At 67.9% G+C, this 25,152-nt stretch carries 23 protein-coding genes; 12 read left to right on the top strand and 11 right to left on the bottom strand.

Features of this window, described 5'->3' with window-relative positions:
* Positions 1–18: 18 nt before the first annotated feature.
* Genes OG976_RS20495 through OG976_RS20485 form a run of 3 tightly spaced genes read right to left on the bottom strand, consistent with a single transcriptional unit; the run spans position 19 to position 1,944 of the window.
* Positions 19–906, bottom strand: coding sequence for an SDR family NAD(P)-dependent oxidoreductase (locus OG976_RS20495; protein ID WP_328352825.1), 888 nt, complete (start codon positions 904–906; stop codon positions 19–21).
* A 16-nt stretch (positions 907–922) separates the two neighbouring features.
* On the bottom strand, positions 923–1,525 hold the full coding sequence (locus tag OG976_RS20490) for a TetR/AcrR family transcriptional regulator (RefSeq protein ID WP_328352823.1): 603 nt from the start codon (positions 1,523–1,525) through the stop codon (positions 923–925).
* A 41-nt stretch (positions 1,526–1,566) separates the two neighbouring features.
* Positions 1,567–1,944 carry a DoxX family protein gene (locus OG976_RS20485; protein ID WP_328352821.1) on the bottom strand — a complete coding sequence of 126 codons (378 nt, stop codon included), beginning with the start codon at positions 1,942–1,944 and terminating at the stop codon, positions 1,567–1,569.
* Between the two features lie 81 nt (positions 1,945–2,025).
* Here OG976_RS20485 and OG976_RS20480 point away from each other — a divergent pair, with 81 nt between their 5' ends.
* From OG976_RS20480 to OG976_RS20460, 5 genes are all read left to right on the top strand, one after another.
* Complete coding sequence (locus OG976_RS20480) at positions 2,026–2,550, top strand: MarR family winged helix-turn-helix transcriptional regulator (RefSeq protein ID WP_328352819.1); 525 nt, start codon at positions 2,026–2,028, stop codon at positions 2,548–2,550.
* Between the two features lie 89 nt (positions 2,551–2,639).
* Positions 2,640–3,779: a phosphotransferase family protein gene (locus OG976_RS20475; RefSeq protein WP_328352817.1), complete on the top strand. Its 1,140-nt coding sequence runs from the start codon at positions 2,640–2,642 to the stop codon at positions 3,777–3,779.
* Between the two features lie 2 nt (positions 3,780–3,781).
* On the top strand, positions 3,782–4,894 hold the full coding sequence (locus tag OG976_RS20470; protein WP_328352815.1) for a hypothetical protein: 1,113 nt from the start codon (positions 3,782–3,784) through the stop codon (positions 4,892–4,894).
* Between the two features lie 95 nt (positions 4,895–4,989).
* Positions 4,990–5,961 carry a TIGR03617 family F420-dependent LLM class oxidoreductase gene (locus tag OG976_RS20465; protein WP_328352813.1) on the top strand — a complete coding sequence of 324 codons (972 nt, stop codon included), beginning with the start codon at positions 4,990–4,992 and terminating at the stop codon, positions 5,959–5,961.
* Between the two features lie 93 nt (positions 5,962–6,054).
* Positions 6,055–7,401, top strand: coding sequence for a flavin monoamine oxidase family protein (locus OG976_RS20460; RefSeq protein WP_328352810.1), 1,347 nt, complete (start codon positions 6,055–6,057; stop codon positions 7,399–7,401).
* Here the strand turns inward: OG976_RS20460 and OG976_RS20455 are convergent.
* The gene (locus OG976_RS20455; protein ID WP_328352808.1) at positions 7,391–8,335 is read right to left on the bottom strand and encodes an alpha/beta fold hydrolase; all 945 of its coding nucleotides are present in this window, start codon (positions 8,333–8,335) and stop codon (positions 7,391–7,393) included. The genes OG976_RS20460 and OG976_RS20455 overlap by 11 nt on opposite strands.
* Before the next feature lie 125 nt (positions 8,336–8,460).
* Between OG976_RS20455 and bluB the strand changes: the two genes are divergently transcribed.
* Positions 8,461–9,105, top strand: coding sequence for a 5,6-dimethylbenzimidazole synthase (gene bluB, locus OG976_RS20450; protein WP_328352806.1), 645 nt, complete (start codon positions 8,461–8,463; stop codon positions 9,103–9,105).
* Positions 9,106–9,110: 5 nt separating this feature from the next.
* Here bluB and OG976_RS20445 read toward each other — a convergent pair whose 3' ends face one another.
* The 3 genes from OG976_RS20445 to OG976_RS20435 form a co-directional block, all read right to left on the bottom strand.
* Positions 9,111–10,181, bottom strand: coding sequence for a 2Fe-2S iron-sulfur cluster binding domain-containing protein (locus OG976_RS20445; protein ID WP_328352803.1), 1,071 nt, complete (start codon positions 10,179–10,181; stop codon positions 9,111–9,113).
* Entirely contained in the window at positions 10,181–11,863 is a 1,683-nt protein-coding gene (gene hcp, locus OG976_RS20440) for a hydroxylamine reductase (protein ID WP_328352800.1), read from the bottom strand. Before hcp ends, OG976_RS20445 begins: the two co-directional genes overlap by 1 nt.
* 94 nt (positions 11,864–11,957) lie before the next feature.
* Positions 11,958–12,650 (bottom strand): Crp/Fnr family transcriptional regulator, encoded by a 693-nt coding sequence (locus OG976_RS20435; RefSeq protein ID WP_328352797.1) that lies wholly within the window; start codon positions 12,648–12,650, stop codon positions 11,958–11,960.
* Between the two features lie 70 nt (positions 12,651–12,720).
* Between OG976_RS20435 and OG976_RS20430 the strand changes: the two genes are divergently transcribed.
* The 3 genes from OG976_RS20430 to OG976_RS20420 all read left to right on the top strand — a co-directional run bounded on the left by OG976_RS20430 (position 12,721) and on the right by OG976_RS20420 (position 17,901).
* Complete coding sequence (locus OG976_RS20430) at positions 12,721–15,261, top strand: DEAD/DEAH box helicase (RefSeq protein WP_328352794.1); 2,541 nt, start codon at positions 12,721–12,723, stop codon at positions 15,259–15,261.
* Positions 15,262–15,298: 37 nt separating this feature from the next.
* Entirely contained in the window at positions 15,299–16,945 is a 1,647-nt protein-coding gene (locus OG976_RS20425; RefSeq protein WP_328352791.1) for a peptide chain release factor 3, read from the top strand.
* Between the two features lie 152 nt (positions 16,946–17,097).
* The gene (locus OG976_RS20420) at positions 17,098–17,901 is read left to right on the top strand and encodes a transglutaminase-like domain-containing protein (protein WP_328363832.1); all 804 of its coding nucleotides are present in this window, start codon (positions 17,098–17,100) and stop codon (positions 17,899–17,901) included.
* On the opposite strand, the gene OG976_RS20415 is transcribed toward OG976_RS20420, so the two are convergent.
* Positions 17,894–19,135 (bottom strand): PucR family transcriptional regulator, encoded by a 1,242-nt coding sequence (locus OG976_RS20415; RefSeq protein WP_328352788.1) that lies wholly within the window; start codon positions 19,133–19,135, stop codon positions 17,894–17,896. The two genes, OG976_RS20420 and OG976_RS20415, sit on opposite strands and share 8 nt — an antisense overlap.
* 86 nt (positions 19,136–19,221) lie before the next feature.
* Between OG976_RS20415 and OG976_RS20410 the strand changes: the two genes are divergently transcribed.
* Positions 19,222–20,319 (top strand): ferredoxin reductase, encoded by a 1,098-nt coding sequence (locus OG976_RS20410; protein ID WP_328352786.1) that lies wholly within the window; start codon positions 19,222–19,224, stop codon positions 20,317–20,319.
* An 11-nt stretch (positions 20,320–20,330) separates the two neighbouring features.
* Positions 20,331–21,461: a fatty acid desaturase family protein gene (locus tag OG976_RS20405; protein WP_328352783.1), complete on the top strand. Its 1,131-nt coding sequence runs from the start codon at positions 20,331–20,333 to the stop codon at positions 21,459–21,461.
* A gap of 3 nt (positions 21,462–21,464) precedes the next feature.
* Here the strand turns inward: OG976_RS20405 and cax are convergent, their stop codons facing one another.
* Together cax and OG976_RS20395 are read right to left on the bottom strand one after the other, a co-directional pair.
* Positions 21,465–22,589, bottom strand: a complete 1,125-nt coding sequence (gene cax, locus OG976_RS20400) for a calcium/proton exchanger (RefSeq protein WP_328352780.1) — start codon at positions 22,587–22,589, stop codon at positions 21,465–21,467.
* Positions 22,590–22,716: 127 nt separating this feature from the next.
* A complete protein-coding gene (locus OG976_RS20395; protein WP_328352777.1) occupies positions 22,717–23,064 on the bottom strand; it encodes a hypothetical protein in 348 nt (115 codons plus the stop codon).
* A gap of 138 nt (positions 23,065–23,202) precedes the next feature.
* Here OG976_RS20395 and OG976_RS20390 point away from each other — a divergent pair, with 138 nt between their 5' ends.
* A complete protein-coding gene (locus tag OG976_RS20390; protein WP_328352774.1) occupies positions 23,203–24,306 on the top strand; it encodes a transporter substrate-binding domain-containing protein in 1,104 nt (367 codons plus the stop codon).
* Here OG976_RS20390 and OG976_RS20385 read toward each other — a convergent pair.
* Entirely contained in the window at positions 24,303–25,151 is an 849-nt protein-coding gene (locus tag OG976_RS20385) for a nitroreductase (RefSeq protein ID WP_328352771.1), read from the bottom strand. The two genes, OG976_RS20390 and OG976_RS20385, sit on opposite strands and share 4 nt — an antisense overlap.
* Between the last annotated feature and the right edge of the window lies 1 nt (position 25,152).

Raw genomic sequence — 25,152 nt, 5'->3', positions numbered from 1 at the left:
CCGAACGCGACGCGCGACCTAGCCGATGGCGCTGCGGATGTTGGTGAACGGGCTGAAGCTGCCGTCGAGGACCTCGAAGTGCCCGATGGTCCGGCCCGTCACCACATTGGGGTCGACCAGCGCCAGTTCAACTGCGGCGCGGGCGAACTCGCCGTCAGGTGACACGCTGTCGAATTCGCTGCGGTAGTAGGACAGCCCAGGGGTAGGGATCGGCCGCGACGGCGCCAGCGCGTTGACGGCGATGTTGTGCCGTTGCAGATCGAATGCGGCACACCAGGTCAGGTGTTCCACCGCCGCCTTGGAACCGCCGTATCCCGGCAGGACGCCGCCGGCGAAGTCGTGGTAGGGCCCGTCGCCCGGCACCCTGGAGGCCACCGAGGTGACGTTGATGATGGAGCCGAACCCGGCGTCCAACATGTCCGGGCAGACCAGCTGCATCAGCTCATAGGACGCGAACGCCCCGATCTCGAAATGCCGCCGGTAGGCGCCGAGCGGGATCGACAGGAATCCGGGCCAGTCCGCGTTGCCGGTTCTGGCGGCACCGGCGGGCTTGGCCTGCTTCGGGGCCGCGCCAGCCTTCGGGGGCCGGCCGGGAGCGGTGAAGGCGGCATTGTTGACCAGGACGGTGATCGGGCCCAGCGCGGCCCGCGCCTCGTCGACGAGACGCGGAATATCCTCGCGCTCAAGCAGATCCGCCTGGATGGCCACCGCGGTGCCGCCGGCGGCCTCGATGGCGGCGACCGTCTCCCCGATGGTGCCGGGAAGTCGTTCGTCCCACTGCTGCTGGGTGCGTGCGACCACCGCCACCGCGGCACCCTCGGCTGCCAGGGCCAGCGCCGTCGCCCTGCCAAGGCCGCGGCTGGCTCCGGTGACAATCGCAGTACGTCCCGCCAAGCGTCCGGTCACGACACGGTCCTTTCACTCACAGCGCCACACCATGCACCAGTATCGCCGTCGTCTGGTCCACCCAGTCCTCATCGAGGTCACCTTCGGGCACCAGCAGCATCCGCAGCATCGTCGCCCCACCGATGAGTTCGATCAGCCGGTCGGGCTCGACATCGGGGTGCACCTCCCGGCAGTGCACCGCTTCGACCAGCCGATCGCGCACCAGCGCGAAGAGTCCGGTGAAACGGGCCATCACCCGCGCATTGAGGCGGGGATCGGCACCCATGTCGGCGATCAGGCCGGGTAGCGCGGCGCGTACCACCGGGCTGGTGAACACGTCGCGGGTTGATGCGAGCATGGCCCGCACATCGCCGGCGATATCTCCTGCCGGGGTCGCCAGCGCGGTCGGCGCGGTCGGGAACGCGGCTTCGTGAATCAACTCCGCCTTGCTCGACCACCGCCGGTAGAGTGCGGTTTTGGTGGTGCCTGCCCGTTCGGCGACCGCGGCCAGAGTGAGATTGGCGTAACCGATTTCGACCAGCAGCTCAGCTGCGGCGCGCAGGATGGCGGCGTCGATGCGAGGATCGCGGGGACGGCCCGCGACCCCGGCCTTGTCTACCGACGACGGATCAGCGCTCATAACGCTACTGAGCGTATCGTAATCACCTTCGGTTACGGCCCTCAGGCGAACGCGTAGGTGCCGAACCGCCCCCACGCGACGAACAGGGCCAGCGCCAGCAGCACCACGTTGACCGCGATCATCGGCGTCTCCTTGCGCCTCGCGTGCACCACCGCCGCGCCGATCATGGTGACCGCCAGGCCAAGTGCCGCCAGCGGGACGAGCACGGGCGCGACGTGCACCAGGGCAGGCACGACCAGGCCGATCGCGCCGAGCAGTTCCAGCGCACCGATCAACTTCACGGTGGGGGCGCTGAAGTCGGCAGCCCACCCCATCCCGGACTCAACGAGCTTCTCCGGGGTTGAGACGAGCTTGAACACGCCCGCTCCGGCGAACATCACCGCCAGTACGCCCGCGACGATCCACAGTGCAAGATCCATGATTGCCTCCGGTTGACTTCAATAGTGAAGTGAACGATAGGGCGGATGACTTCAATGTTCAAGTCAAGCTAGGCTGAGGCCATGGCGCCCCGCGACGAGCCGAGGTGGCTCGACGACACCGAACAACAGGCCTGGCTCACGTTCGCCAACGTCGTCATGCGGTTGCCCTCGGTGCTCGACGGGCAACTGCAGCGCGACGCCGGCATCAGCCACTTCGAGTTCGTGATCATGGCGCGACTGTCGGAGACGCCGGGCCGGCAACTACGGATGAGCGCGATCGCGCTGTCGGTGAAGGCCTCGCTGTCACGGTTGTCGCAGGCCGTCGCCAGGCTGGAGAAGCGCGGTTGGGTTCGCCGCGGCCCCGATCCGGAGGACGGTCGCTACACCATCGCCACCCTGACCGACGAGGGCATGGCCAAGGTGGTGGACACAGCACCCGGACACGTCGCGGCAGTGCGCGAGTACGTGATCGACCAGTTGACGGCAAGCCAGGTCGGCCAGCTCGCAGCCATCTCCCAACGCATCATCGACACGTTGCCGCCCGACGCCACCTGGCCGTCGCAAGAGTGCGGGACCCGGCGCCAGCACGGCGATTCCGCCCACTGAGACCACGCCGCCCCCGGCCCTTGTCATCCGTCAGAACGTCTGCTTATATAACGCTACTTACCGTATCGAAATAGGGTCGAAGGACGACGATGACCAACAACCCGAACGTCGAAACCGACGTCGACCATCTGCAGCGTTCCGGGCGCGACGTGACCACGGTGCCCGCCCTGATCTCACAATGGCTGTCCACCGTCCTGCCGGGCGGCGTGACACCGGAGGTGACGGTCGAGAGCGGCATCGACTCCAACGGCATGTCCTCGGAGACGATCATCCTGACCGGCCGCTGGGAAGAGGGCGGCAAGAAGGTCGAGCAGAAGTGGGTCGCCCGGGTGGCGCCCACCGAAGAGGACGTACCGGTGTTCATCACCTACCGGATGGACCATCAGTTCGACGTCATCCGTCTGGTCGAAGAGCTGACCGACGTCCCGGTGCCGAAGGTGCGCTGGATCGACACCAAGGGCGAGGTCCTCGGCGCCCCGTTCTTCCTGATGGACCACGTCTCCGGCATCGTCCCGCCCGACGTCATGCCCTACACCTTCGGCGACAACTGGTTTTCCGACGCCGCCCCCGAACAACAGCGCGCCCTGCAGGATGCCACCATCGAGGTGCTGGCCAAGCTGCACTCGATTCCCAACGCGGACAAGACCTTCGGTTTCCTCTCCGAGGCCGTTCCGGCCGGCGACACACCACTGCGCCGTCAGCTCAACTGGCTCAAGGAATGGTACGAGTTCGCGGTGCCCGACATCGGCCGCTCACCGCTGGTGGAGAAGAGCCTGAAATGGCTCGAAGAGAACTTCCCCGCTGACGTCGCCGCAACAGAGCCCGTGCTGGCGTGGGGCGACTCCCGAATCGGCAACGTCCTCTACGAGGACTTCCGCCCGGTGGCGGTGCTGGACTGGGAGATGGCGACACTGGGCCCGCGCGAACTGGACGTGGCCTGGATCATTTTTGCGCACAACGTCTTCCAGGAATTGTCCGGCCTCGCGGGCATGCCCGGCCTGCCGGAGGTGATGCGCGAAGAGGATGTTCGCGCCACCTACGAGAAGCTCACCGGGGTGACACTCGGCGACCTGAAGTGGTTCTACGTCTATTCCGGAGTGATCTGGTGCTGCGTTTTCATGCGCACCGGCGCGCGTCGCGTGCACTTCGGCGAGATCGAGAAGCCCGAGGACGTCGAGTCGATGTTCTACCACGCAAGCCTGCTGCGCCGTCTCATCGAGGAGAACTGACCATGCTCGGACCTATGGACGAATTCCCGGTTCACCAAGTCCCCCAGCCGATTGCGTGGCCGGGCTCCTCGGACCGCAACTTCTACGACCGCTCCTACTTCAACGCCCACGACCGCTCCGGGGACATCTTCCTGATCACCGGTCTCGGCTACTACCCCAACCTCGGGGTCAAGGACGCCTTCTTCTTAGTACGCCGCGGCGACACCCAGACCGCGGTGCACCTGTCCGACTCGATCGACCAGGACCGGCTCAACCAGCACGTGCTGGGCTACCGGGTCGAGGTGCACAAGCCGCTGGAGAAGCTGCGGATCGTGCTCGACGAGACCGAAGGCATCGCGGCCGACCTCACCTGGGAGGGCCTCTACCCGGTCGTGCAGGAGCAGCCGCACATCATGCGCCAGGGAAACCGGGTGACGCTGGATGCGCAGCGGTTCGCCCAAGTGGGTTCCTGGGCAGGACATCTGGTGATCGACGGCGAAGAGATCACCGTCGACCCGTCGGTCTGGATCGGCAGCCGCGACCGCTCCTGGGGTATCCGCCCCATCGGTGAGGCAGAGCCCGCCGGCCGGCCGGCCGACCCGCCGTTCGAAGGCATGTGGTGGCTGTACGTGCCGATGGCGTTCGAGGACTTCGGGATCGTGGTGATCATCCAGGAGGCCCCCGACGGCTTCCGCTCGCTCAACGACTGCACGCGGATCTGGCGCGACGGCCGGGTGGAGCAGCTGGGCTGGCCGCGGGTGAAGATCCACTACCGCTCCGGCACCCGAATCCCCACCGGCGCCACCATCGAGGCCACCGACGCCAAGGGTGCCCCGTTGCGTTTCGACGTCGAGTCCAAGCTGCCCGTGCCGATCCACGTCGGTGGCGGCTACGGCGGCGACTCGGACTGGATCCACGGTGTGTGGAAGGGCGAGAAGTTCACCGAGCGCCTCACCTATGACATGAACGACCCGGCGGTCGTCGGCCGCGCCGCCTTCGGCGTCATCGATCACGTCGGGCGCGCGGTGTGCCACGACGGCGGTAAGGCCTCGGAGGGCTGGGGCCTGTTCGAGCACGGCGCGCTGGGCCGCCACGATCCGTCGGGCTTCGCCGACTGGCTCACCGTCGCGCCGTAATACCCTGCGCCGAAACCAACACACGGGCGCGAATGTGCGAGTAAAGCCCGCCAGAACGTCGACCTCGATCGCTAGGTGAGTACACCGTGAAAGTCATGACCGCCCTGTTCGGGCTCACCGATGCGGCCGATCGTGCGCGGGAACTGCGTGATGCCGGCGCCAGCGGCGTCTTCACGTTCGAAGGACCCCACGACGTGTTCGCGCCGCTGACGCTGGCTGCCGGGGTTGGCGGGCTGGATCTGATGACGAACGTGGCAATCGCCTTCCCGCGCAACCCGATCCAGTTGGCCCACCAGGCCTACGATCACCAGCTGCTCGCACAAGGCCGGTTCACCCTGGGACTGGGCACCCAGGTGCGGGCTCAGATCGAGAAGCACTACGGCGTGGCGTTCGACAAGCCGGTCGCGCGGATGAGCGAGCTCGTCCGCGCGTTGCGGGCGATCTTCGCGACCTGGGAGACCGGCGAGCGCCTGGACTTCCGCGGCGAGTACTACCGGCACACCCTGATGACGCCGATGTTCAACCCCGGACCGAATCCTTTTGGGCCGCCGCCGATTTACGTCGGCGCGCTGGGCCCGCGGTTGACCCGCGCCACCGCAGAGGTGGCCGACGGGCTGCTGGTGATGCCGTTCGGTTCGGCGAAGTTCCTGCGCGAGTCGACGATGCCGGCGGTACGTGACGGATTGGCGGCCGCCGGCCGCGCGGAGTCGTCGTTCGCGGTGGTGCCCGAGATCATCCTGTCAGCCGGCGAGGATCACGACGCCACACGGCGTCTGCTGGCGTTCTACGGCTCGACCCCGGCCTACCGCCCGGTGCTGGACATCCACGGCTGGGGCGATCTTCAGCCCGAGCTGAATGCGATGTCCAAACAGGGCAAGTGGCAGGAGATGGCGGGACTCATCAGTGACGAGATCCTGCACACCATCGCCGCCTGCGGCACGCCCAAGCAGATCGCCGCGCACATCCGAGACCGCGTCGACGGCGTCGGCGACACCGTCTGCCTCTACCAGCCGGGCCCCATCGCCATCGAGACGCTCGCCGAGATCGTCGACGAACTGGCGCGCTGACGGTCCCGTCGAGATCGACGTTTTGCACGACGCCACTCGTGATTTCCCGCCCAAACGTCGGTTTGGGCGAGAGGGAGCGGCGAGACTGGAGCCATGGGCTACGACGTAGTGGTGATCGGGGCGGGGTTCGCGGGCCTCACGGCAGCGCGTGAACTGACGCGCACCGGGTTGGATGTGGTGGTGCTCGAGGGCCGCGACCGGGTAGGCGGACGCTCCAGCACGACCACACTGGCCGGCGTCCCCGTCGACCTCGGCGGCACGTTCGTCGGCCCCACCCAGGATGCCGTGCTGGCGCTGGCCGCCGAACTGGGCTGCCCGACAACGCCGACCTACAACACCGGAACCAACGTGATCCGCTGGCGCGGCCGGGTGCGCTCCTACCGGGGCACCATTCCGCGGCTGTCGCTGGTGAGCCTGCTCGACATCGCCCGCATCCAGTGGCAGGTCGATCGGCTGGCCCGTGGCATCGACATCGCCACGCCGTGGACGGCGCGCAAGGCCAAGGAGCTGGACAGCACGTCGCTGGGCGGCTGGCTGCGCAAGGTCGGCGCGGCCCGCTCCTCGCACGACCTGATGGCCATCATGGCGCGCGTGACCTGGGGTGCCGAACCCGACGACGTGTCGATGCTGCACGCGGTGCGCTACATCAAGGCCGCGGGCGGCATCGACCGGATGCTCGACGTCGTCGGCGGCGCCCAGCAGGACCACTTTCCCGGCGGCACCCAGCAGATCGCGTCCAAGATGGCCGCCGAACTCGGCGACCGCGTGCACCTGGAGGCCGTGGTGTCGCGGATCGAGTGGTCCGAGGACGCCGTCGCCGTCACCTCCAGCGCCGGGGTCGTCGAGGCGCGCCGTGCCATCGTGGCCATCCCACCGGCGCACCGGCTGGACATCGACATCGCCCCGGCACCGCCGATCGACTACCAGCTGATGGCGCAGCGCTGGCCCCAGGGCGCGCTGAGCAAGGCCTACGCCGTCTACCCGCGCCCGTTCTGGCGCACCGCCGGGCACTCGGGTCAGGCGCTGTCCGACGAGGGCCCGGTGTTCATCACCTTCGACGTCAGCCCGGGCGACGACGGCCCGGGCGTCCTGCTGGGTTTCGTCGACTCACGCGGCTTCGACGCCTTGGCACCCGAGCAGCGCCGCGACAAGGCCGTCAAGGGCTTCGCCGGGCTGTTCGGGGTGGAGGCCGAGAACCCGATCGACTATCTCGATCACTGTTGGGGCGCAGAGACTTTCGCACCCGGCGGCCCGACCGCCGCGGTGCCCCCGGGCTCGTGGACCCAGTTCGGTCCGCTGCTGCGCACACCGGTCGGACCGCTGCACTGGGCGGGCACCGAGACCGCCGACGAATGGACCGGCTTCCTCGACGGCGCGGTGCGCTCGGGTCAGCGCGCCGCCGCGGAGGTCACCGCAGCACTGGAGACACTCAGGAACTGATACGCCGCTCGGCCACCACGGACTGCACCAACGAGCGCAGATGGCCGTTGACCGTCTCGGGGTGTTCGAGGATCGCGCAGTGGCCGCCGGGCACCTCGACGAGTTCGACCAGATTCGGCGCGGCCTTGGCGATCTTGCGGGCCTGACACATCGGCAGCAGCCGGTCGTTGGTGGAGCCGATCACCAGGGTCGGCACCGTCAGACCGGACAGATCGATGTGGCGGGGCCCCATCTCGTCGACCAGGACCCGCGCCCACGCTCCGCGGCCCCCCGGCGGGGTGGTCGCGAACAGATCATGGATGAACTCGGCGATCGACGGGTCGGCCTCGGCGCCGACGGCCATCAACGTGACGAACCAGCGGCTGCCGGGCTGAGCCCCGCGCAGCAGCGGCGCACCACCGAAGGTCTGGATCATCCGTCGGGCCGCCACCGACCGGCCCCCAGCCAGCAGAGCGGGCACCCGCAGCAGGTTGATCTCCTCGAGCAGATCACCGGTGGTGGTGTTGATCAGCGCGACGGCATCGGCACGCTCGACGACGCTCTCGCGGTGGCGATCGGACCAGGAACTGATGGCGATACCGCCCATCGAGTGCCCGGCAATGACGGCGCGCTCCCCCGGCCGCAGCGTGGCGGCCAGGACGGCGTCCAGGTCACCGGCGAGGTGGCCGAGGCTGTACGCCGACCGGTGCGGCAGACCGCTGCGGCCATGCCCGCGGTGGTCGTAGGCGATGACGCGGTAGTCGCGGGAGAGGTCGTTGATCTGCTCATGCCAGACCCGCAGAGCGCAGGTGATGCCGTGGGCCAGGACGATCGGGTAGCCGTCCTCCGGGCCGAAGACCTCGGTATGCAGGCGGGTCCCGTCGGCGGCACGGACCTTGACGATCCGGCTCGGCGGCAGCTGCGGGCCGCGGACGGCCACTGGTGACGCGGACATGGTGACTCCTCGGTGGTGCGGCGACACTGCCACACCGGACGATCAGAATAACCGCTGGAAGACCGGGAGATCCCTAGGTTCGGCCGCGTCGTTATCGCACCGTGCCCTGTCCCTAGGATGGCCAGGTGACCGACCACGCATTCGCCCCTGAGCAGCGACGCGCGGTTTATCGGGTGATCGCCGAGCGCCGCGACATGCGGCGTTTCGTTCCCGGGTCGACGGTCGACGACGAGGTGCTGGCCCGGCTGCTGGCCGCCGCGCACGCCGCCCCCAGCGTGGGCCTGATGCAGCCGTGGCGGTTCATCCGGGTCACCGACGACGCGGTGCGCCGCAGCATCCACGCCCTGGTCGACTCCGAACGCCGGCTGACGGCGACCGCGCTGGGCGAGCGGTCCGATGAGTTTCTGGCGCTGAAGGTCGAGGGCATCCTCGACTGCGCCGAACTGTTGGTCGTCGCACTCGGCGAGGGCCGCGACGCGCACGTCTTCGGGCGGCGCACCATGCCGCACATGGACCTGGCCTCGGTGTCGTGCGCCATCCAGAATCTGTGGCTGGCGGCGCGCGCCGAAGGGCTCGGCATGGGCTGGGTGTCGCTGTTCGACCCGCGCCGCCTGGCGCAGCTGCTGGGCATGCCGGATGACGCCGAACCGGTGGCGATCCTGTGCCTGGGACCGGTGCCGGATTTCCCGGACCGGCCCGCGCTAGAACTCGACCAGTGGGCGTTCGGGCGGCCCCTGGCCGAGTTCGTCAGCGAAAACGGTTGGGACTGAGGCGCTTACTGCACCGCCGAGAATCGCTCGGCGTGGATCTGGTCGCGCGGAATGCCGACAGCGGTCAACTCGGCGTATGCGGCGTCGACCATCGGGGGCGGCCCGCACACGTAAACATCGGGCCACTCGTCGAGCAGGCCGGCTTCGGCGGCGGCGAGTTCCACGGGATTGCCGGTGGCCCCGGACCATTGGGGGTCGGGTCGCCACACCACGGTGTCGAACCGGAACTCCGGGAGCGCTGCAGCGAGCCCCACCAGCTCGTCCTGGGCGAACACCTCGGCGGGCCTGGTGAGCCCGAAGAACAGCCGGGCCGGCTGGGGATCACCCCACTCGGCCATCCGGCGCAGCATCGACAGCAGCGGTGACAGACCGGTGCCGCCGGCGATGAACCACCGAGGCCGAAGCCCGTTCTCGGCCAACGTGAAATCGCCGTCGGCGGCGGTAACCGTCAACTCGTCACCAACCCGGGCCGTACCCGTCAGATACTCCGACATCACCCCGCCCGGTAGCAGCCGAATGAAGAACTCCAGTTCGCCGTCCCAATTCGCGACGTTGGCCGGTGAATAGGCCCGTCGGGCTTCACTACCGGGAACGCTGATCCGGACGAACTGGCCGGATTCGAAGTCCGCAGAACAGGATCCGTCCGCTTCGGGAACCAGAGTCAGGCGCAGCCGCATCACCGCGTCGGCGACCCGGTCGAGTCCCCGAATCCGGGCGCGGTGCCTTCTCGGCGGTGCGGTGACCACCTGGCTGCGGCCATATGGCAGGTCGATACGGCAATCGGTGCGCGGGAAGCTGCGGCACAGCAGGATCCCACCATCGGATTCGGGGGTTTCGATGACGTCGGGATCGTGATCGGACATCTCGACCCGCCCGTCGGACAACACCGCCGAGCAGGCCCCGCAGCCACCGGCCTGGCATGCCGATTTGAGCACCAGGCCGGACGCCTCGGCAGCTGCGAGAACCGTTGTCCGCGAATCACATGAGACCGCGGACTGCTCGCCTTCGCTGGTCACCAGGACAACCTCGTAGCACTCCAGTTCGGTATCCACAGGATTCTCGGCGATCTCGGTCATCAGTTACCCGCCATGGCATCGGCAAGATCCTGGGCGGGATCGCCGATCGGCTTGAGCGCGAACTTCTCAACGAGGATGTCCACGATCGCCGGGGTCAGGAACGCGGGCAACGTCGGGCCGAGCCGGATGTTGCGGATACCCAACGACAGCAGGGTCAGCAGCACCGCGGCGGCTTTCTGTTCGAACCACGACACGAACAGGCTCAACGGCAGGTCGTTGACACCGCAGTCGAAGGCGTCGGCCAATGCCAGCGCGATCTGCACCGCGGAGTAGCTGTCATTGCACTGCCCGATGTCGAGCAGTCTGGGGATACCGCCGATCTCACCGAATTCGTGGGTGTTGAAGCGGTACTTGTTGCAGCCGAGCGTCATCAGCACGGTGTCGGCCGGCGCGTGGTCAGCGACGTCGGCGTAGTAGTTGCGCCCCGGTGCGGCGCCGTCGCAACCGCCGATGAGCAGGAACCGTTTGATCGCACCGTCTTTGACGGCCTGGATCACGGTGTCGGCCACCGACAGCACCGCGTCGCGGCCGAATCCCGTGGTGACGGTTTCGGCGGGAACCTCGGTGGTGAATCCCGGCAGCGACAGGGCGGCCTTGACCACCAGCGACAGGTCGGCGGTGTCGACATGGCGCACACCGGGCCACCCCACCGGTCCGATCGTGAAGATGCGGTTTCGGTAGGCGGGCTGAGGCTCGATCAGGCAGTTGGACGTCATCACGATCGGTCCGGGGAACGCGGTGAAGTCGCGCTGCTGGTCCTGCCAGGCTCCACCGTAGTTGCCCACCAGATGGCCGAACTTGTGCAGCTCGGGGTAGCCGTGGGCGGGCAGCATCTCACCGTGGGTGTAGACGTTGATGCCGCTTCCCTCGGTCGCCTCGAGGATGCGGGCCAGGTCGTGCAGATCGTGGCCCGACACCAGGATGGCCTTGCCGACCACCGGCGTCACCCGCACCGGGGTGGGCACCGGGCTGCCGAAGCTGCCGGTGTTGGCCGCATCCAGCATCGCCATCACCGCGAAGTTGAGCGACCCGAGTTCCAGGGCGTGCGCCAGCAGCGCGTCGGCGTCGGATGGGTCGTTGGCCAGGAAGGCCAGGGCGGATTCGATGCCGGCATCGGTGTCGTCGGTGCGATAGCCCAGTGCGTGCGCGTGGTGGGCGTAGGCGCACACCCCTTTGAGCCCGTACAGGTTCAGGTTGCGCAAGCCGAGGACATCGGGGCCCAGGGTTGCCAGATCGGCGTCGACACCGACCTCCGCGGCCTGCGCGACCACGCCGGAAATCGTTTCAGCAGGCTCGAATTGGACCGCTCCGGACAGGATCTCCGGCTCGACACCGGCGGCTCGCGCCGCGGCCTCATAGGCCTTCTTAGCTGCGTCGCGCACACCGACCGCCTCGGCGATCAGGGCCATGAACCGGGTGGCGTTGAAGTTGACGTTGGTCAGCGTGGTGAACAGGTCGAAACTGGCCCGCGCAGCGAAGGCCGGGTCGGGCGCGCCGAGTTCGCGCGCCTTCTGCGCATACTGGCCGACGCCGAGATTGACGTAGACCAGCACATCCTGCAGGGCGGCCGTGGTGGCGTCCTTCCCGCAGTTTCCCTTCGTCGCCGAACACCCGAAGGTCAGCAGGTTGGGGCGGTCGGGGGATTCGGTGCGGTCGGTCTGTTCGCACTGGTAACAAAACATCGGGGCTCCTCGCATCGGCGGCTGAGGAGATTCACGCTAGGAACGGCGCGGGCGACCCGCCTTGACCTAGATCAAGGGAAGCATGTGCGCCCGGTCACAGCACCGACTGACTGCGGGCGTAGCCGTCCAGGGCACCGACATCGGGAATCTGGACCGTCGATCCGTCGACCTGGATCAGGCCTTCGGACGACAGCGTGCGCATCGCCCTGGAGAAGGTCTCCGGTGTCATCCCCAACCGCGAGGCCAGCACTTGCTTGAGTGCGGGTAACTCCACACTGCTCGCCCTGCCGCCGGGACCGGCAACCGCGCCGAGTATGTAGGCGATGATCCGCTGGGTGGCCGACTGCAACGACAACATGGCGATGTCCTGCACCTTGGACTGCAGCCGCTTGGCCATCGAGGCGAGCATGATCCGTGCCATCGCCGGGTCGCCGCCGAGGAGCCGGTCGACCGCCTCGACAGGCACGAAGATCAGCGTGGTGTCGGCCAGTGCGGTGGCATCCACCGGGTACGGCTCACGCAGAAACATAACTGCGTGGCCGAAAGCACTTCCCGGAGAGAGGATCTCCACAACCTTCACGACACCCTCGGAGTTCGATACCGAGAGTTGCATCCGGCCGTCGCGCACCAGGTAGAACCCAGTCGAGGGGGTGCCCCGACGGAACAACACCTGTCCCGATGGCAGGTGGATCGACCGGCTCTGCCCCGCCAGGAAGTCCACGTGCGCCTCGTCGAGGCCGCCGAACATCGGCGCCGACGCGATCGCCTCGTGCAGGTCCTCAACCATCGGGGGCGAGGCTACCGGTTTCCGCACCCGCTTGGGTGAATGACGGGGATCAGGCACGCTGGTGCTCACAATGACCGCTCCCCTGCTCGACGACCCGAGCGACCTGTCCGCCCTGCGTGCGATGGGCGCCGACCCCGACGAGCTGTTCGAGTCCTTCTCTACCTGGGCCCAGGCCGGCGGCATCACCCTGTATCCGGCCCAGGAAGAAGCACTGATCGAGCTGATCAGCGGCGCCAACGTGGTACTGGCCACGCCGACCGGCTCGGGAAAGTCGCTGGTGGCCACCGGAGCGCTGTACTCGGCGCTGGCCGCGGGACGCCGCAGCTACTACACGGCACCGATCAAGGCGTTGGTCAGTGAGAAGTTCTTCGCACTGTGCGCCATCTTCGGGGCCGCCAATGTCGGCATGCTCACCGGCGACGCCGCGGTCAACGCGGGCGCGCCCATCATCACGTGCACCGCCGAAGTGCTGGCCAACATCGCACTGCGCGAAGGCGCGGACGCCGATATCGGCGTGGTGATCATGGACGAGTTCCATTTCTACGGTGACCCGGACCGCGGGTGGGCCTGGCAGGTGCCGCTGCTGGAACTGCCGAAGGCGCAGTTCCTGCTGATGTCGGCCACCCTGGGCGACGTCACATTCCTGCGCAACGATCTGACCCGTCGCACCGGCCGGGCCACGGCGCTGGTCGCCGACGCCGAGCGCCCGGTCCCGCTGTTCTTCTCCTACGCCACCACGCCGATGCACGAGACCATCGGCGAGCTGCTCGACACCAAGCAGGCGCCCATCTATGTCGTCCACTTCACCCAGGCCTCCGCGCTGGAGCGGGCACAAGCCCTGATGAGCGTGAATGTGAGCAGCAAGGACGACAAGGCCGCGATCGCCGATCTGATTGGCGCCTTTCGCTTTTCGTCGGCCTTCGGGACCACCTTGTCGCGACTGGTGCGCCACGGGATCGGGGTGCACCACGCCGGGATGCTGCCCAAGTACCGGCGCCTGGTCGAACAGCTCGCCCAGGCCGGCCTGCTCAAGGTCATCTGCGGCACCGACACGCTCGGCGTCGGGATCAACGTGCCGATCCGCACGGTGGTGTTCTCAGCACTGTCGAAGTACGACGGCATCCGAAGCCGGCTGCTCAACGCGCGCGAGTTCCACCAGATCGCCGGGCGGGCCGGACGCGCCGGGTACGACACCGCCGGCACCGTCGTCGTCCAGGCACCCGACCACGAGGTGGAGAACCTCAAGCAGTTCGCCAAGGTTGCCGACGACCCCAAGAAGCGCCGGAAACTAGTGCGCCGCAAAGTACCTGAGGGCATGGTGCCGTGGAGCGAGTCCACCATGACGCGGCTCATCGAAGCCGTCCCCGAGCCGCTGACCTCCAACATGAAGGTGTCGACGGCGATGATCCTCGACGTCGTCGACCGGCCCGGCGACCCGTTCGTCGCGATGCGCCGACTGCTCACCGACAACCACGAACCACGCAAGCGCCAGCTCACCCACATCCGGGAGGCGGTCGGCATCGCCCGCTCGCTGCTGCAGGCCGGGATCCTCGAACGCCTCGCCGAGCCCGAACCCGACGGGCGCCGCTACCGGCTCACCGTGGACCTGCCACCCGACTTCGCCCTCAACCAGCCACTGTCGACGTTCGCACTCGCGGCGATCGAGGTGCTCGACCCGGCATCGGAAAGCTATGCGCTCGATGTTGTTTCGGTGATCGAGGCGACGCTGGAGGACCCGCGTCAGATCCTGGCGGCCCAGCTGAACAAGGCCAGGGGCGAGGCCGTCGCCGAGATGAAGGCCGAGGGCATCGAGTACGACGAGCGCATCGAGCTTCTCGACGACGTCACCTACCCCAAGCCGCTCGACGAACTGCTGCGGCACACCTTCGAGGTCTACCTGCACAGCAACCCGTGGGCCGCCGACGGTCGGCTGTCGCCGAAGGCGGTGGTGCGTGAAATGTGGGAGCGGGCATTTACGTTTCGTGAGTTCGTCAGTGTCTACGGGCTGACCCGCTCCGAGGGCGCGGTGCTGCGCTACCTCTCCGACGCGTTCAAGGCGCTGCGATCGGGTGTGCCCGCCGCCGCGCGCACCGAGGAACTCACCGACATCGTGGAATGGCTCGGCGAGCTGGTGCGCCAGGTCGATTCGAGTCTGCTCGACGAATGGGAACAGCTCACAGACCCGCAGCAGTCGCCGGACGCCCCGGTGGCGGTGCCGGCCCGCCCGCGCCCGCTGACCGGAAACGAGCGGGCGTTCACCGCGATGGTGCGCAATGCGCTGTTCCGGCGGGTGGAGCTCTTCGCCCGCCGCCGCGACCACGACCTCGGCGAGCTGGATTCCGGATCAGGGTGGACAGCCCCGCGGTGGCGTGACGTGATCGACGACTACTTCGACGAGCACGACGACCTGGGGACCGGTGCGGACGCCCGGGGGCCCGCGATGCTGATCTTCGACCGCAGGCCAGGGGTGTGGCGGGTGCGCCAGATCCTCGACGACCCGGCCGGCGACCACGACTGGGGCTTCGAGGTCGAGGTGGACCTGGAGGCCTCCGACGAGGCGGGCGCCGCGGTGATCGCCGTGGTCGACGCCGGCCGCCTCGGGCCGGATTAGCGGATTCCCGTCGCCGCCAAATACCATCGGGGGCGTAATGAGTGATCACGACCTTGATGTACGGACGTCCCCCAAGGGGACGGCAGCGGCGAACCGGCTGTCAGCCGAAGCCGGCCGGCGTAGAACCTTCGCGGTGATCAGCCACCCGGACGCCGGCAAGTCGACCCTGACCGAGGCCCTGGTCCTGCACGCCAAGGTGATCACCGAGGCGGGCGCGATTCACGGCAAGGCGGGGCGGCGCTCGACGGTGTCGGACTGGATGGAGATGGAGAAGGCCAGAGGCATCTCCATCACCTCGACGGCACTGCAGTTCCCCTATACCTCCCCCGACGGGCAGGACTGCGTGATCAACCTGCTCGACACCCCGGGTCACGCCGACTTCTCCGAAGACACCTACCGGGTGCTGTCCGCCGTCGACTGCGCGGTGATGCTGATCGACGCGGCCAAGGGCCTGGAACCGCAGACGCTCAAGCTGTTTCAGGTCTGCCGTCATCGCGGGATCCCCATCCTGACCGTGATCAACAAGTGGGACCGCCCGGGCCGGTACGCCCTGGATCTTCTCGACGAGATCTCCGAACGCATCGGGCTCAAGCCGATGCCGCTGACGTGGCCGGTCGGGATCGCCGGGGACTTCAAAGGGGTCCTGGATCGCCGCACCGGCAATTTCATCCGGTTCACCCGCACCGCAGGCGGTGCCACCGCCGCACCCGAGGAACACATCACCCCTGATCGTGCCCACGACGCCGCGGGCGAAGACTGGGACAACGCGGTCGAGGAATGCGAGCTGCTCAGCGCCGACGGCGGTGACTACGACCGGGAGGCCTTCCTCGACGGCAAGGGCACGCCGGTGCTGTTCACCTCGGCGGCGCTGAACTTCGGGGTCAACCAGCTGCTGGACACCCTCGTGCGGCTGGCTCCCCCGCCCAGCGGGCAGCGCGACGTCGACGGCAACCTGCGCACCGTGGACTCACCGTTCAGCGCCTTCGTCTTCAAGGTGCAGGCCGGGATGGACTCGGCGCATCGCGACCGGATCGCCTACGCGCGGGTCTGCTCGGGCACCTTCGAACGCGGCGACGTGCTGACCCATGCCGCGTCCGGCAAGCCGTTCGTCACCAAGTACGCCCAGTCGGTGTTCGGGCAGCAGCGCTCGACGCTGGACAGCGCCTGGCCCGGCGATGTGATCGGCCTGGCCAACGCCGCCTCACTGCGCCCCGGTGACACCCTCTTTCGCGATGTCCCCGTTCACTTTCCGCCGATCCCGAGCTTCTCCCCCGAGCACTTCGCTGTCGCCCGCGGCACCGACCCCAGCAAGCACAAGCAGTTCCGCAAGGGCATCGAGCAACTCGACCAAGAGGGCGTCGTGCAGGTTCTGCGGTCCGACCGGCGCGGCGATCAGGCCCCCGTCCTGGCCGCCGTCGGCCCCATGCAGTTCGAAGTCGCCAGCCACCGGATGGCCACCGAGTTCAACGCGCCGATATCGCTGGAGTCGCTGCCCTACACGGTGGCCCGCGCCATCGACCCCGACGACGCCGAGTTCGCCCAGAAGCAGGTGTCGATGGAAGTGCTCACCCGCACCGACGGCGTCATGCTGGCGCTGTTCACCACGAAGTGGCGGATGCAGGGCTTCTGTGAGGACAACCCGGGTGTGAAGCTGCGCTCGCTGGTGGCCGCGGGCGACAACTGACGCCGATGTGACGGCGGTCTCCACCGGCGCCTCAGGGGCTTGCGTGTGCAAGAAAACGGGTACCCGGCGAGTCACCCCCGAAGGAGTCTCCCGTGCCCACACCCAATGCGGTCCTCGCACCTGGCGCTACCCGCCCCACCGCTGATACCGCGATGCGCCGCCATGTCAGCGCCGAACTCGACATCGACATCACCGCACCCACCACCCTGGTGTTTCAGATCGCCGTCGCCCCGCACCCGGGCGCCGACGTCGACGAGTCGCTGTCCTTCGTTCTGGACGGCACCCCGATCACCGCATCGGAGATCAGCGGCGAGCACGGCAACCGCATCCACAAGTTCGACGCCCCGGTCGGCCACCTACGGGTCGACTACTCCGCGACCGTCGTCGGCCAGACCGATCCTGCGCCCGTCACCGAATACGACCTGACGAAGTACCTGCGGCCCAGTCGCTACGCCGAAGCCGACAAGTTCTACGGTTTTGCGGCCACAGAATTCGGCGCGTTCGCCGACTCGACGACCCTGTTGGAGAAGGTGTCGTCGTGGGTCGGCACCCGGCTGAACTATGTGCCCGGCTCAAGCGACCCGATCGACGGAGCCGCCGACACCCTGTTGGCGGGTAACGGGGTGTGTCGCGACTACGCCCACCTGGTGGTCGCACTGCTGCGCGCGGTCAACGTGCCGGCCCGGCTGGTGTCGGTCTACGCACCCGGGCTGTCCCCGATGGACTTCCACGCCGTCGCGGAGGCGTTCGTCGACGGTCAGTGGCGGGTCGTCGATGCGACCTGCCTGGCACCGCGGCAGACGTTGGTGCGGATCGCCACCGGACGGGACGCCGCCGACACCGCCTTCCTCGACAACCACAAAGGTGCGATCAACCTGGCCGACATGACGATCACCGCGACCTCGGACGGCGATCTACCGAAGGATTCCATCGAGGAACTGGTCTCGATCAGGTAGGCGCTACGGTCGGCTCGGCAACACTCGGGATCGACAGTGCCACAATCAGTTCCAAGACTGACCTCGGGTCATTGAGGCGATCGCCGAAGAGTTCGCGGAGCTGAGTCATGCGGTAGCGCACGGTTTGGGCGTGCACGAAGAGTTCGGCCGCGACGGCATCGCGCTGACCCTGGTGCAGCAGCCACGACCGCAACGTCTCGGCCAGGCGCTCGGCGGAGCCCGGACGCAAGTGCGCCAACGGGGCCAGCACGGTGCGCCGCAAGTCCGCGGCTGCTTCGCGGTCGGCGCCCAGCACCAACTCCACGAGGTGCGCCTCGGTGTCGACGACGTCGTCGTCATCGGGGGTCGCCAAGACGTCGCGGGCGTGCAGAACTCGTCGATACGAGTCGTGCACGCGCGTCCAGGGCCGGGCCGGGCCGACCACCGCCCGTCGCCCCCGCAATTCCCTCAACAACCGGGGCCGGCCACTGCCGTGCACATCCGGAACCATCAGCAGCACAACGGATTCGGCGGCGTCGATGCCCGGAAGATCTTCACCGAGGCCCAGGGTGGACTGCCCGAAACGGGAGACGATGCCCCGCATCTGAGCCGCCGGCACCAGCACGGCAGTCAGGGTCTCCGGCGGGACCCACCCGACCAGGTCCGCGCTCGCCAGCAGAGTCTCGGTCGGCGCTTCCGCCAGCAACTGCTGGGCGAGGCGGTCGAGGCCACGCCGTCGCTCACGATCCGAGGACGCCAGTTCGTCGGCGTGCCCGGAAACGCTTGCGGCCGAGAGTTCGTCGATATAGGCGAACACCAACTCCGCGAACCGTGCGATCGTCTGCGGGGGCTGTCCGCCCTCGACGGCGGTGCGGGAGAACTCACGCCACGCGACGCGAGCCCCGACCCGGTAGGCCGCCAGCAGGGCGTCCATCGATCGTCCCTGCCGCGCTTCGCCGCGACCGAGTTCGTACGCGCCCTCTAATGCGGGAGTCAGTGGCGGCCCGGGATCAGCGTCGGGTGAACGGGTGGCCAATTGCAGGAAGGCGCCCAGTGCCAATTGCACAGCGCTCTCGATGCGTTGGCCCATCCGGCCGCTGAAGGCGTCCGCATAGCTCGGCACCTCGACGGTGACGGCGGCCACAGTGCGCTCGGCGACCTCGGGCAGCCCCGCCCGTAAAGCAGCCACAACCTGGTCGTTCAGCGCCAATCCGCCGACCTGACGATCGTCACCGCCCAGCTGCGGATCAGTCATGAACTGTTCTTCACGAACAATCTATTCATCGTTCTTCACCCTTCCAGGTCAAGACTTTATACCCAAGGGAGCGGGATAGTCGTTGTATGACAACCACAGCACCCACCCCGCTGGGCACGCTGCGCGACCGATTCCTCCGGCTCGCCGAACGCGTCACCACCCCACTGGTGCCCGGCGACTATCTCGACGTCATCGATCCGCTGCGCTCCGGGATCGGCCTGCGCGGCCGGATCGTGGCGATCCATCCCGAAACCCGCGATGCGGCGACCCTGGTGATCAAGCCCGGTCGCGGCTGGCGCGCGCATACGCCGGGCCAATACATCCGCGTCGGTGTCGACGTCGACGGCGTCCGCCAATGGCGCGCCTACTCACTGACCTCGCAAGCCGGCCGACCGGACGGCTGTATCGCCATCACCGTCAAGGCGATCCCCGACGGCAAGGTCTCCAATCATCTGGTTCGGCGCGCCACGGTCGGCACCATCGTTCAACTCGACCACGCCGCCGGAGAATTCACCTTGCCCGCCGCAGCGTCCGCCTCGACGCCTGCCAAGATCTTGTTCCTCACCGCGGGCAGCGGCATCACCCCGGTGATGGGCATGCTGCGCAACATGCCGGCCGACGCCACGGACATCGTCGTGGTGCACAGTGCACCCACACCCGACGACGTGATCTTCGCCGACGAACTGCGCGCGCTGGCGCGTCGGGGCCGAATCCGCCTGATCGAGAAGCACACCGACACCGACGGCATGCTCGGCACCGACGAACTGGCCACTCTCGTCGGCGATCTCGCGGAGCGCGAGACCTGGGCCTGCGGACCCACGGGCATGCTCGACGCACTCGAAGCGCACTGGAACGACAGCGGTCTGGCCGAGCGGCTGCACACCGAACGGTTCCGTCCCACCGTCATCAGCGCCGGCGACGGCGGCACCGTCACCTTCACCAAGTCCGGCACCGTCCTGGACGCCGCGGGTGATCAGACACTTCTCGACGCCGGCGAAGCCGCCGGTGTCCTCATGCCGTCGGGATGCCGGATGGGCATCTGCTTCGGCTGCGTGGCACCGCTTCGACAAGGAGCCGTCCGCGACCTGCGCAACGGCGACATCACGACCGCCGCCCCCGGCGACGGCGTACTCATTCAAACCTGCGTGTCCGCGGCAGCGGGCACCTGCGACATCGATCTGTAAAGGACTCCGACATGACGACAATCCAACGCCAACAAGACAATCCGATCGCTCACCTGACCGACGAGGACATCGCCGCGCTCGGCCGCGACCTCGACGCCATCCGCCAGCAGGTGATCGACAGCCGCGGTGAGCAGGATGCGGAGTACATCCGCAACGTTATCGACTTCCAGCGCAAGCTCGAGCTCGGCAGCCGCGCGGTGCTCCTGTTCTCCCTGTTCCCGCCGGCCTGGCTGGCCGGCACCGTCGGCCTCTCGGTCTCGAAGATCATCGAGAACATGGAGATCGGCCACAACGTGATGCACGGCCAGTGGGACTGGATGCGCGACTCCACGATCCACTCCACCACCTGGGAATGGGACAACGCCGCCACCTCAGAGCTGTGGAAGCACTCCCACAACGAACTGCACCACACCTACACCAACGTGCTGGGCAAGGACAACGACCTCGGCTACGGCATCATGCGCGTCGACGAGGGCCAGCGCTGGACACCCTTTCACCTGGGTCAGCCGCTGTGGAACTTCATCAACGCGTGCGCATTCCAATACGGCATCGCCGCCTACGACCTCGAGATCGGCAAGTTCCTCAAAGGCCGGTCGGACAAGGCCGAGTTCGTCCGCCAGGGCAAGAGCGTGTTGCGCAAGATCCGCCGGCACATGACCCGCGACTACGTCCTGCACCCGTTGCTGTCGGGGCCCTCCGCGCTGACGACCCTGACGGCGAACCTCACCGCCAACGTCGCCCGCAATCTATGGACGCACTCGGTCATCATGTGCGGACACTTCCCCGAAGGCGTGCAGACCTACGAGAAGACCTCGATCGACGGCGAGACCCGCGGCGAGTGGTACCTGCGCCAGATGCTGGGCTCGGCCAATATCGACGGAAGTCCGTTGCTGCACTTCATGACCGGCAATCTGTCCTTCCAGATCGAGCACCACCTGTTTCCCGATCTGCCGAGCAACCGCTACCAGGAGATCGCTCCGCAGGTCCAGGAGTTGTTCGAGCGCTACGGCCTGACCTACGTCAGCGGCCCGATGGTCAAGCAGGTCGGCTCGGCGTGGAAGAAGGTGTTCCGGCTCTCGCTGCCGAACGACTTCGCCGGGATATCCCGAACCGCCCGACCCGAAGCCGCCCGCGCTGCCTAGCCGCTAACCCCACCAGAACGACGTCGCGATCGCGATGTAGAGCGCGATCAACGCCGCGCCTTCGAACCAGTTGGATTCGCCGTCGAAGGTCACCAGCACCGCCACCAGAGCGGCCATCACCATCGAGGCCAGCAGCAGCGGGGAGAGCACCAGATTGAACTCCGGCTGCCCGAGCAGACCTGCGGCCAGCACGACGATCGGGGCGATGGTGAGCGCGATCTGGACCGGCGACTGCAGGATCACCTGGACCGCGTAGTCCATCTGGTTCTTGGCCGCCAACTGGATGCCGACGACATTCTCGACGGCATTGCCCGCGATGGCCACGATCACCAGGCCGGCGAACACCTCATTGACGCCCGCCGCGTCCATCGCCGGTTGCAGGGCCGCGACGAACCACTCCGAGACGAACGCGGCCCCGATACCGGTGGCGGCGAGCATCCCGATCGCCATCGCCAGCGGCCACTCACCGTGTTGGGCCACCTTGCTGGCGGCGGCCGCCGAGTCCGGGTTGGCCGCGATCGGCGATCCGTGGCTCTTGTTGGCCGAGCGGGACAGCGCGGCCGGCAGCGAGAGCGCGAACAGCGCCAGCATGATCACCGACACCACCACCGACACCATGCGTTCGTGGGTGGCAGCCGGGGTATGTATAGCCGCGGTCAGCGAGGGCACCGCCAGGATGAACACCGCAAGGGTGAACATCAGCCCCAGGGTGCGCGAGTCGTCGGCGGCGAACCGCTGACTGCCGTGCTTGAGCCCGCCGACAACGAAGGCCGCCCCCAGTACCAGCAGGACGTTGGCCAGGATCGACCCGACCAGGGTGGCCTTCACGACGTCGAACAGCCCGGCTTTCAACGCGAACAGGATGACGAACAGCTCGGGCAGGTTGCCCAGCGACGTTTGCAGAAGGCCGGTGGCCTTGGGGCCGAGCCGGTCTCCCAGCGCCTCCACCGAACGGCCGACCAGCGATGCCAGCGCCGCCAGTGCCACCGCGGCGGCGATGAAGGTGACGACGGCGTTGCCGTGGGCGAAGTGCAGCGCCCCGGCGGCACCGGCCGCGACGGCGGTCACCGCGAGCATGATGCGGTCGCGCCGGGACAACAACGGCACTGCTTGGATGTCGCTGGTCATCACGGCGCCTCCCTCATGGTCGCGCCGAGTGTGCCAGAACCGCGACGGCCAGCGTCGAGAAAACGCCGTGCGTCGATCTAGCGATCAGTCACGTTCACCGACCGCAGGGGTCCGACGTCAGCCGGCGTTACCCGACCGACGCGCAGCCGACGTACGGAATGCAACCGCTCGCGCCACCGGGACCGGCCTCACCGGCAGGTCCACCGGGAATCGAGCCGCTGGCCCCACCCGGACCGGCTGCGCCGCCGGGACCACCCGGGATCACTCCGGAGGCACCGCCGGGACCGGCCTCACCGGCGGGTCCGCCCGGGATCACACCCGACGCACCGCCGGGACCGGCCGTGGCGGTCGGGCACGCGGTGCCGTCGGGGTTGACGCAGGCGGGGTCGGCTGCGGCCAAGGGTGCCGCTGCGATCGCCGCGGCGGCAGCGCCGGCGAGGAAAACGGACGTCCACGACATCTTCTTGATAGCCATGCAGTGCACGTACCCCGATCGCCATCGGTTTCAACCATCCAATTGACGCGCCCTGAGCAGAAATTGACACCCGCGTCTATTGTGATCGCTGTTCATCAGCAGCCGGCAGTGAGGACGGGCCAGACAGTGGGTTCACGAATGCGTGCGATAGCCGGCGTCATCGTTATGGTGGCCGCCATCGCGGGCCTCCCCGCACTGGCCGCTCCGGCCGGCGCCGAGCCGCGCACCGTCACCGTCGCCACCCATGATCTGGCCCCGTTCGTCACCACCCACGACGGGGTGAAGAGCGGCTTCACCATCGAGTTGTGGGAGGAGATCGCCAAGCGGCAGGGCTGGAGCACCAACTTCCTCACCGTCAACGGCGTGACCGAGCAACTCGACGCCGTCAGGACCGGCGCCGCCGACGCCGCCGCCAGCGCCATCTCGATCACCGCCGACCGGGTGCAGACTTTCGACTTCTCCCAACCCACGCTCAATGCCGGATTGCAGATCCTCACCCACAGCGGCGCGTCACAGAAGTCCACACCCGGGCTGATGGACTTCCTCAAGCTGCTGTTCTCCTGGTCGATGCTGGTCTGGCTGGGTGCGGCATTCGTCATCACGGTGATTCCCGCCCACATCACCTGGCTGGTGGAACGCCGCCACGAAGAGTCGATGGTGTCGAAGTCCTACTTCCCCGGGGTGCTGCAGGCCTTCGGCTGGGGGCTGGGAACCCTTGCGGCACAACCCGATGACGCACCGCGGCACTGGCTGTCGCGGGCGATGGGCGTGCTGTGGGCCTTCGTCAGCATCATCTTCGTCGCCTACTACACCGCGACCCTGACCGCCAACCTGACCGTCGAGCGCTTCGACGCCCAAATCAAATCTCCCTCAGACCTTTTCGGCAAGAAGGTGTGCACCGTCGCCAACACCACGTCGGCGAATTTCCTGCGCGACCTCGCGGTGAGCGCCACCGGCGCCACGGCAATCGAGGACTGCTATACCGGTCTGAGGAAGGGCGACTTCGACGCGGTGGTGTTCGACGCGCCGGTGCTGCAGTACTACGTGCAGCACGGCGGTGCGGGCACGGCCGAGATGGCCGGGCCGGTCTTCAAGAACGAGGACTACGGCATCGTCTTCCGCCCCGGCAGCGAGCTGCGTAAGCAGGTCGACGAGGCGCTGCTGTCGATGCGCGAGGACGGCACCTACGACATGATCAAGACGAAGTGGTTCGGTAGCGACGAGGCGAATGCCGGCGGCTAGGACTGCTTCGTCGAACTGCCCGTCCACGTGGTGATCTCGTTCACCGGCCTGCGCTCGGTCACCGAGGGCGGATCGGCCTCGGACGTCGCGATCCCCACCCGGATCAGGGCCTGCGGATGCGACGCCCCGTCGAACACCTCGCACGCCAGGGCCAAGCAGTTTCTGACGTCGTTGAGCGGCTCGGTGAGCGGGCAGGTTGCCAGGCCCGCCGCGGTGGCCGTCAGCATCAGGTGGCTGAGCGCTTCGCCTGCGCGCAGCCGCATGTCATCGTCGTCCTCGCGGGTGCCGACGACGAGCAACGCCGCACCGTCGGCGGGTTCGTCCCCGGCGGCTTGGGGGTATCGCAGGGCGACGGCGCCGTCGTCGGCCCGAGTCCAGCGCGATCGCGGAACCACACCCAACTCGATCCCGAGTCGCGCGGCGCGGATATAGAGCAACTCCAACGTCGCGGCCGGGAGATGCTGCGCACCGTAGGGCCGGCGGTCGGCGTGGCGCCTCGTGATCGCGGCAGCCAATTCCAGGTGCCCATCGCTCGGCGGCTGCTCGACGACGTCCAGTATCGCCAGGTGGCTGTCGTCACCGCGGTCCGGCAACCGGTGTACGCGGGGGTGCCAGCCGGCCGCGGCCAGTGCCACCACGCAGTGGTCGAGCACGGCGCCGCAGCCCAGCAGAACGTCGCGTCGATCGACGGAGGAGTCACCGGCCCGGCGACTCCAGTCGGCGAACAGGTGCACCTCCGGACCGTCGACCTCCCAGCGCCAGGGCTGCAGGTTGCGCAACGACGGGGCGCGGGCTGCGACGTCGAGGGCGGTTTCCAGCGTGGCGCGGTCCGGAAAGGCGCTCATC

Origin of the sequence: Mycobacterium sp. NBC_00419 (assembly GCF_036023875.1) — a bacterium.
Classification (GTDB): Bacteria; Actinomycetota; Actinomycetes; order Mycobacteriales; family Mycobacteriaceae; genus Mycobacterium.
Note: the sequence above shows the minus strand (reverse complement) of the source record. Positions and strands in the feature narration are given on the sequence as shown.

Bases quoted from the DNA above. Each gene is read 5' to 3' on its own strand.
- OG976_RS20420 (WP_328363832.1), top strand. From the start codon at position 17,098: ATGCGCCGCCATGTCAGCGCCGAACTCGACATCGACATCACCGCACCC.
- OG976_RS20480 (WP_328352819.1), top strand. From the start codon at position 2,026: ATGGCGCCCCGCGACGAGCCGAGGTGGCTCGACGACACCGAACAACAG.
- OG976_RS20435 (WP_328352797.1), bottom strand. From the start codon at position 12,650: ATGGTTGAGGACCTGCACGAGGCGATCGCGTCGGCGCCGATGTTCGGC.
- OG976_RS20390 (WP_328352774.1), top strand. From the start codon at position 23,203: ATGCGTGCGATAGCCGGCGTCATCGTTATGGTGGCCGCCATCGCGGGC.
- OG976_RS20460 (WP_328352810.1), top strand. From the start codon at position 6,055: ATGGGCTACGACGTAGTGGTGATCGGGGCGGGGTTCGCGGGCCTCACG.
- OG976_RS20405 (WP_328352783.1), top strand. From the start codon at position 20,331: ATGACGACAATCCAACGCCAACAAGACAATCCGATCGCTCACCTGACC.
- hcp (WP_328352800.1), bottom strand. From the start codon at position 11,863: ATGTTTTGTTACCAGTGCGAACAGACCGACCGCACCGAATCCCCCGAC.
- OG976_RS20425 (WP_328352791.1), top strand. From the start codon at position 15,299: ATGAGTGATCACGACCTTGATGTACGGACGTCCCCCAAGGGGACGGCA.
- OG976_RS20455 (WP_328352808.1), bottom strand. From the start codon at position 8,335: ATGTCCGCGTCACCAGTGGCCGTCCGCGGCCCGCAGCTGCCGCCGAGC.
- OG976_RS20490 (WP_328352823.1), bottom strand. From the start codon at position 1,525: ATGAGCGCTGATCCGTCGTCGGTAGACAAGGCCGGGGTCGCGGGCCGT.
- OG976_RS20465 (WP_328352813.1), top strand. From the start codon at position 4,990: ATGACCGCCCTGTTCGGGCTCACCGATGCGGCCGATCGTGCGCGGGAA.
- OG976_RS20470 (WP_328352815.1), top strand. From the start codon at position 3,782: ATGCTCGGACCTATGGACGAATTCCCGGTTCACCAAGTCCCCCAGCCG.
- OG976_RS20485 (WP_328352821.1), bottom strand. From the start codon at position 1,944: ATGGATCTTGCACTGTGGATCGTCGCGGGCGTACTGGCGGTGATGTTC.
- cax (WP_328352780.1), bottom strand. From the start codon at position 22,589: ATGACCAGCGACATCCAAGCAGTGCCGTTGTTGTCCCGGCGCGACCGC.
- OG976_RS20445 (WP_328352803.1), bottom strand. From the start codon at position 10,181: ATGACCGAGATCGCCGAGAATCCTGTGGATACCGAACTGGAGTGCTAC.
- OG976_RS20430 (WP_328352794.1), top strand. From the start codon at position 12,721: ATGACCGCTCCCCTGCTCGACGACCCGAGCGACCTGTCCGCCCTGCGT.
- OG976_RS20475 (WP_328352817.1), top strand. From the start codon at position 2,640: ATGACCAACAACCCGAACGTCGAAACCGACGTCGACCATCTGCAGCGT.
- OG976_RS20410 (WP_328352786.1), top strand. From the start codon at position 19,222: ATGACAACCACAGCACCCACCCCGCTGGGCACGCTGCGCGACCGATTC.
- OG976_RS20395 (WP_328352777.1), bottom strand. From the start codon at position 23,064: ATGGCTATCAAGAAGATGTCGTGGACGTCCGTTTTCCTCGCCGGCGCT.
- OG976_RS20415 (WP_328352788.1), bottom strand. From the start codon at position 19,135: ATGACTGATCCGCAGCTGGGCGGTGACGATCGTCAGGTCGGCGGATTG.
- OG976_RS20385 (WP_328352771.1), bottom strand. From the start codon at position 25,151: ATGAGCGCCTTTCCGGACCGCGCCACGCTGGAAACCGCCCTCGACGTC.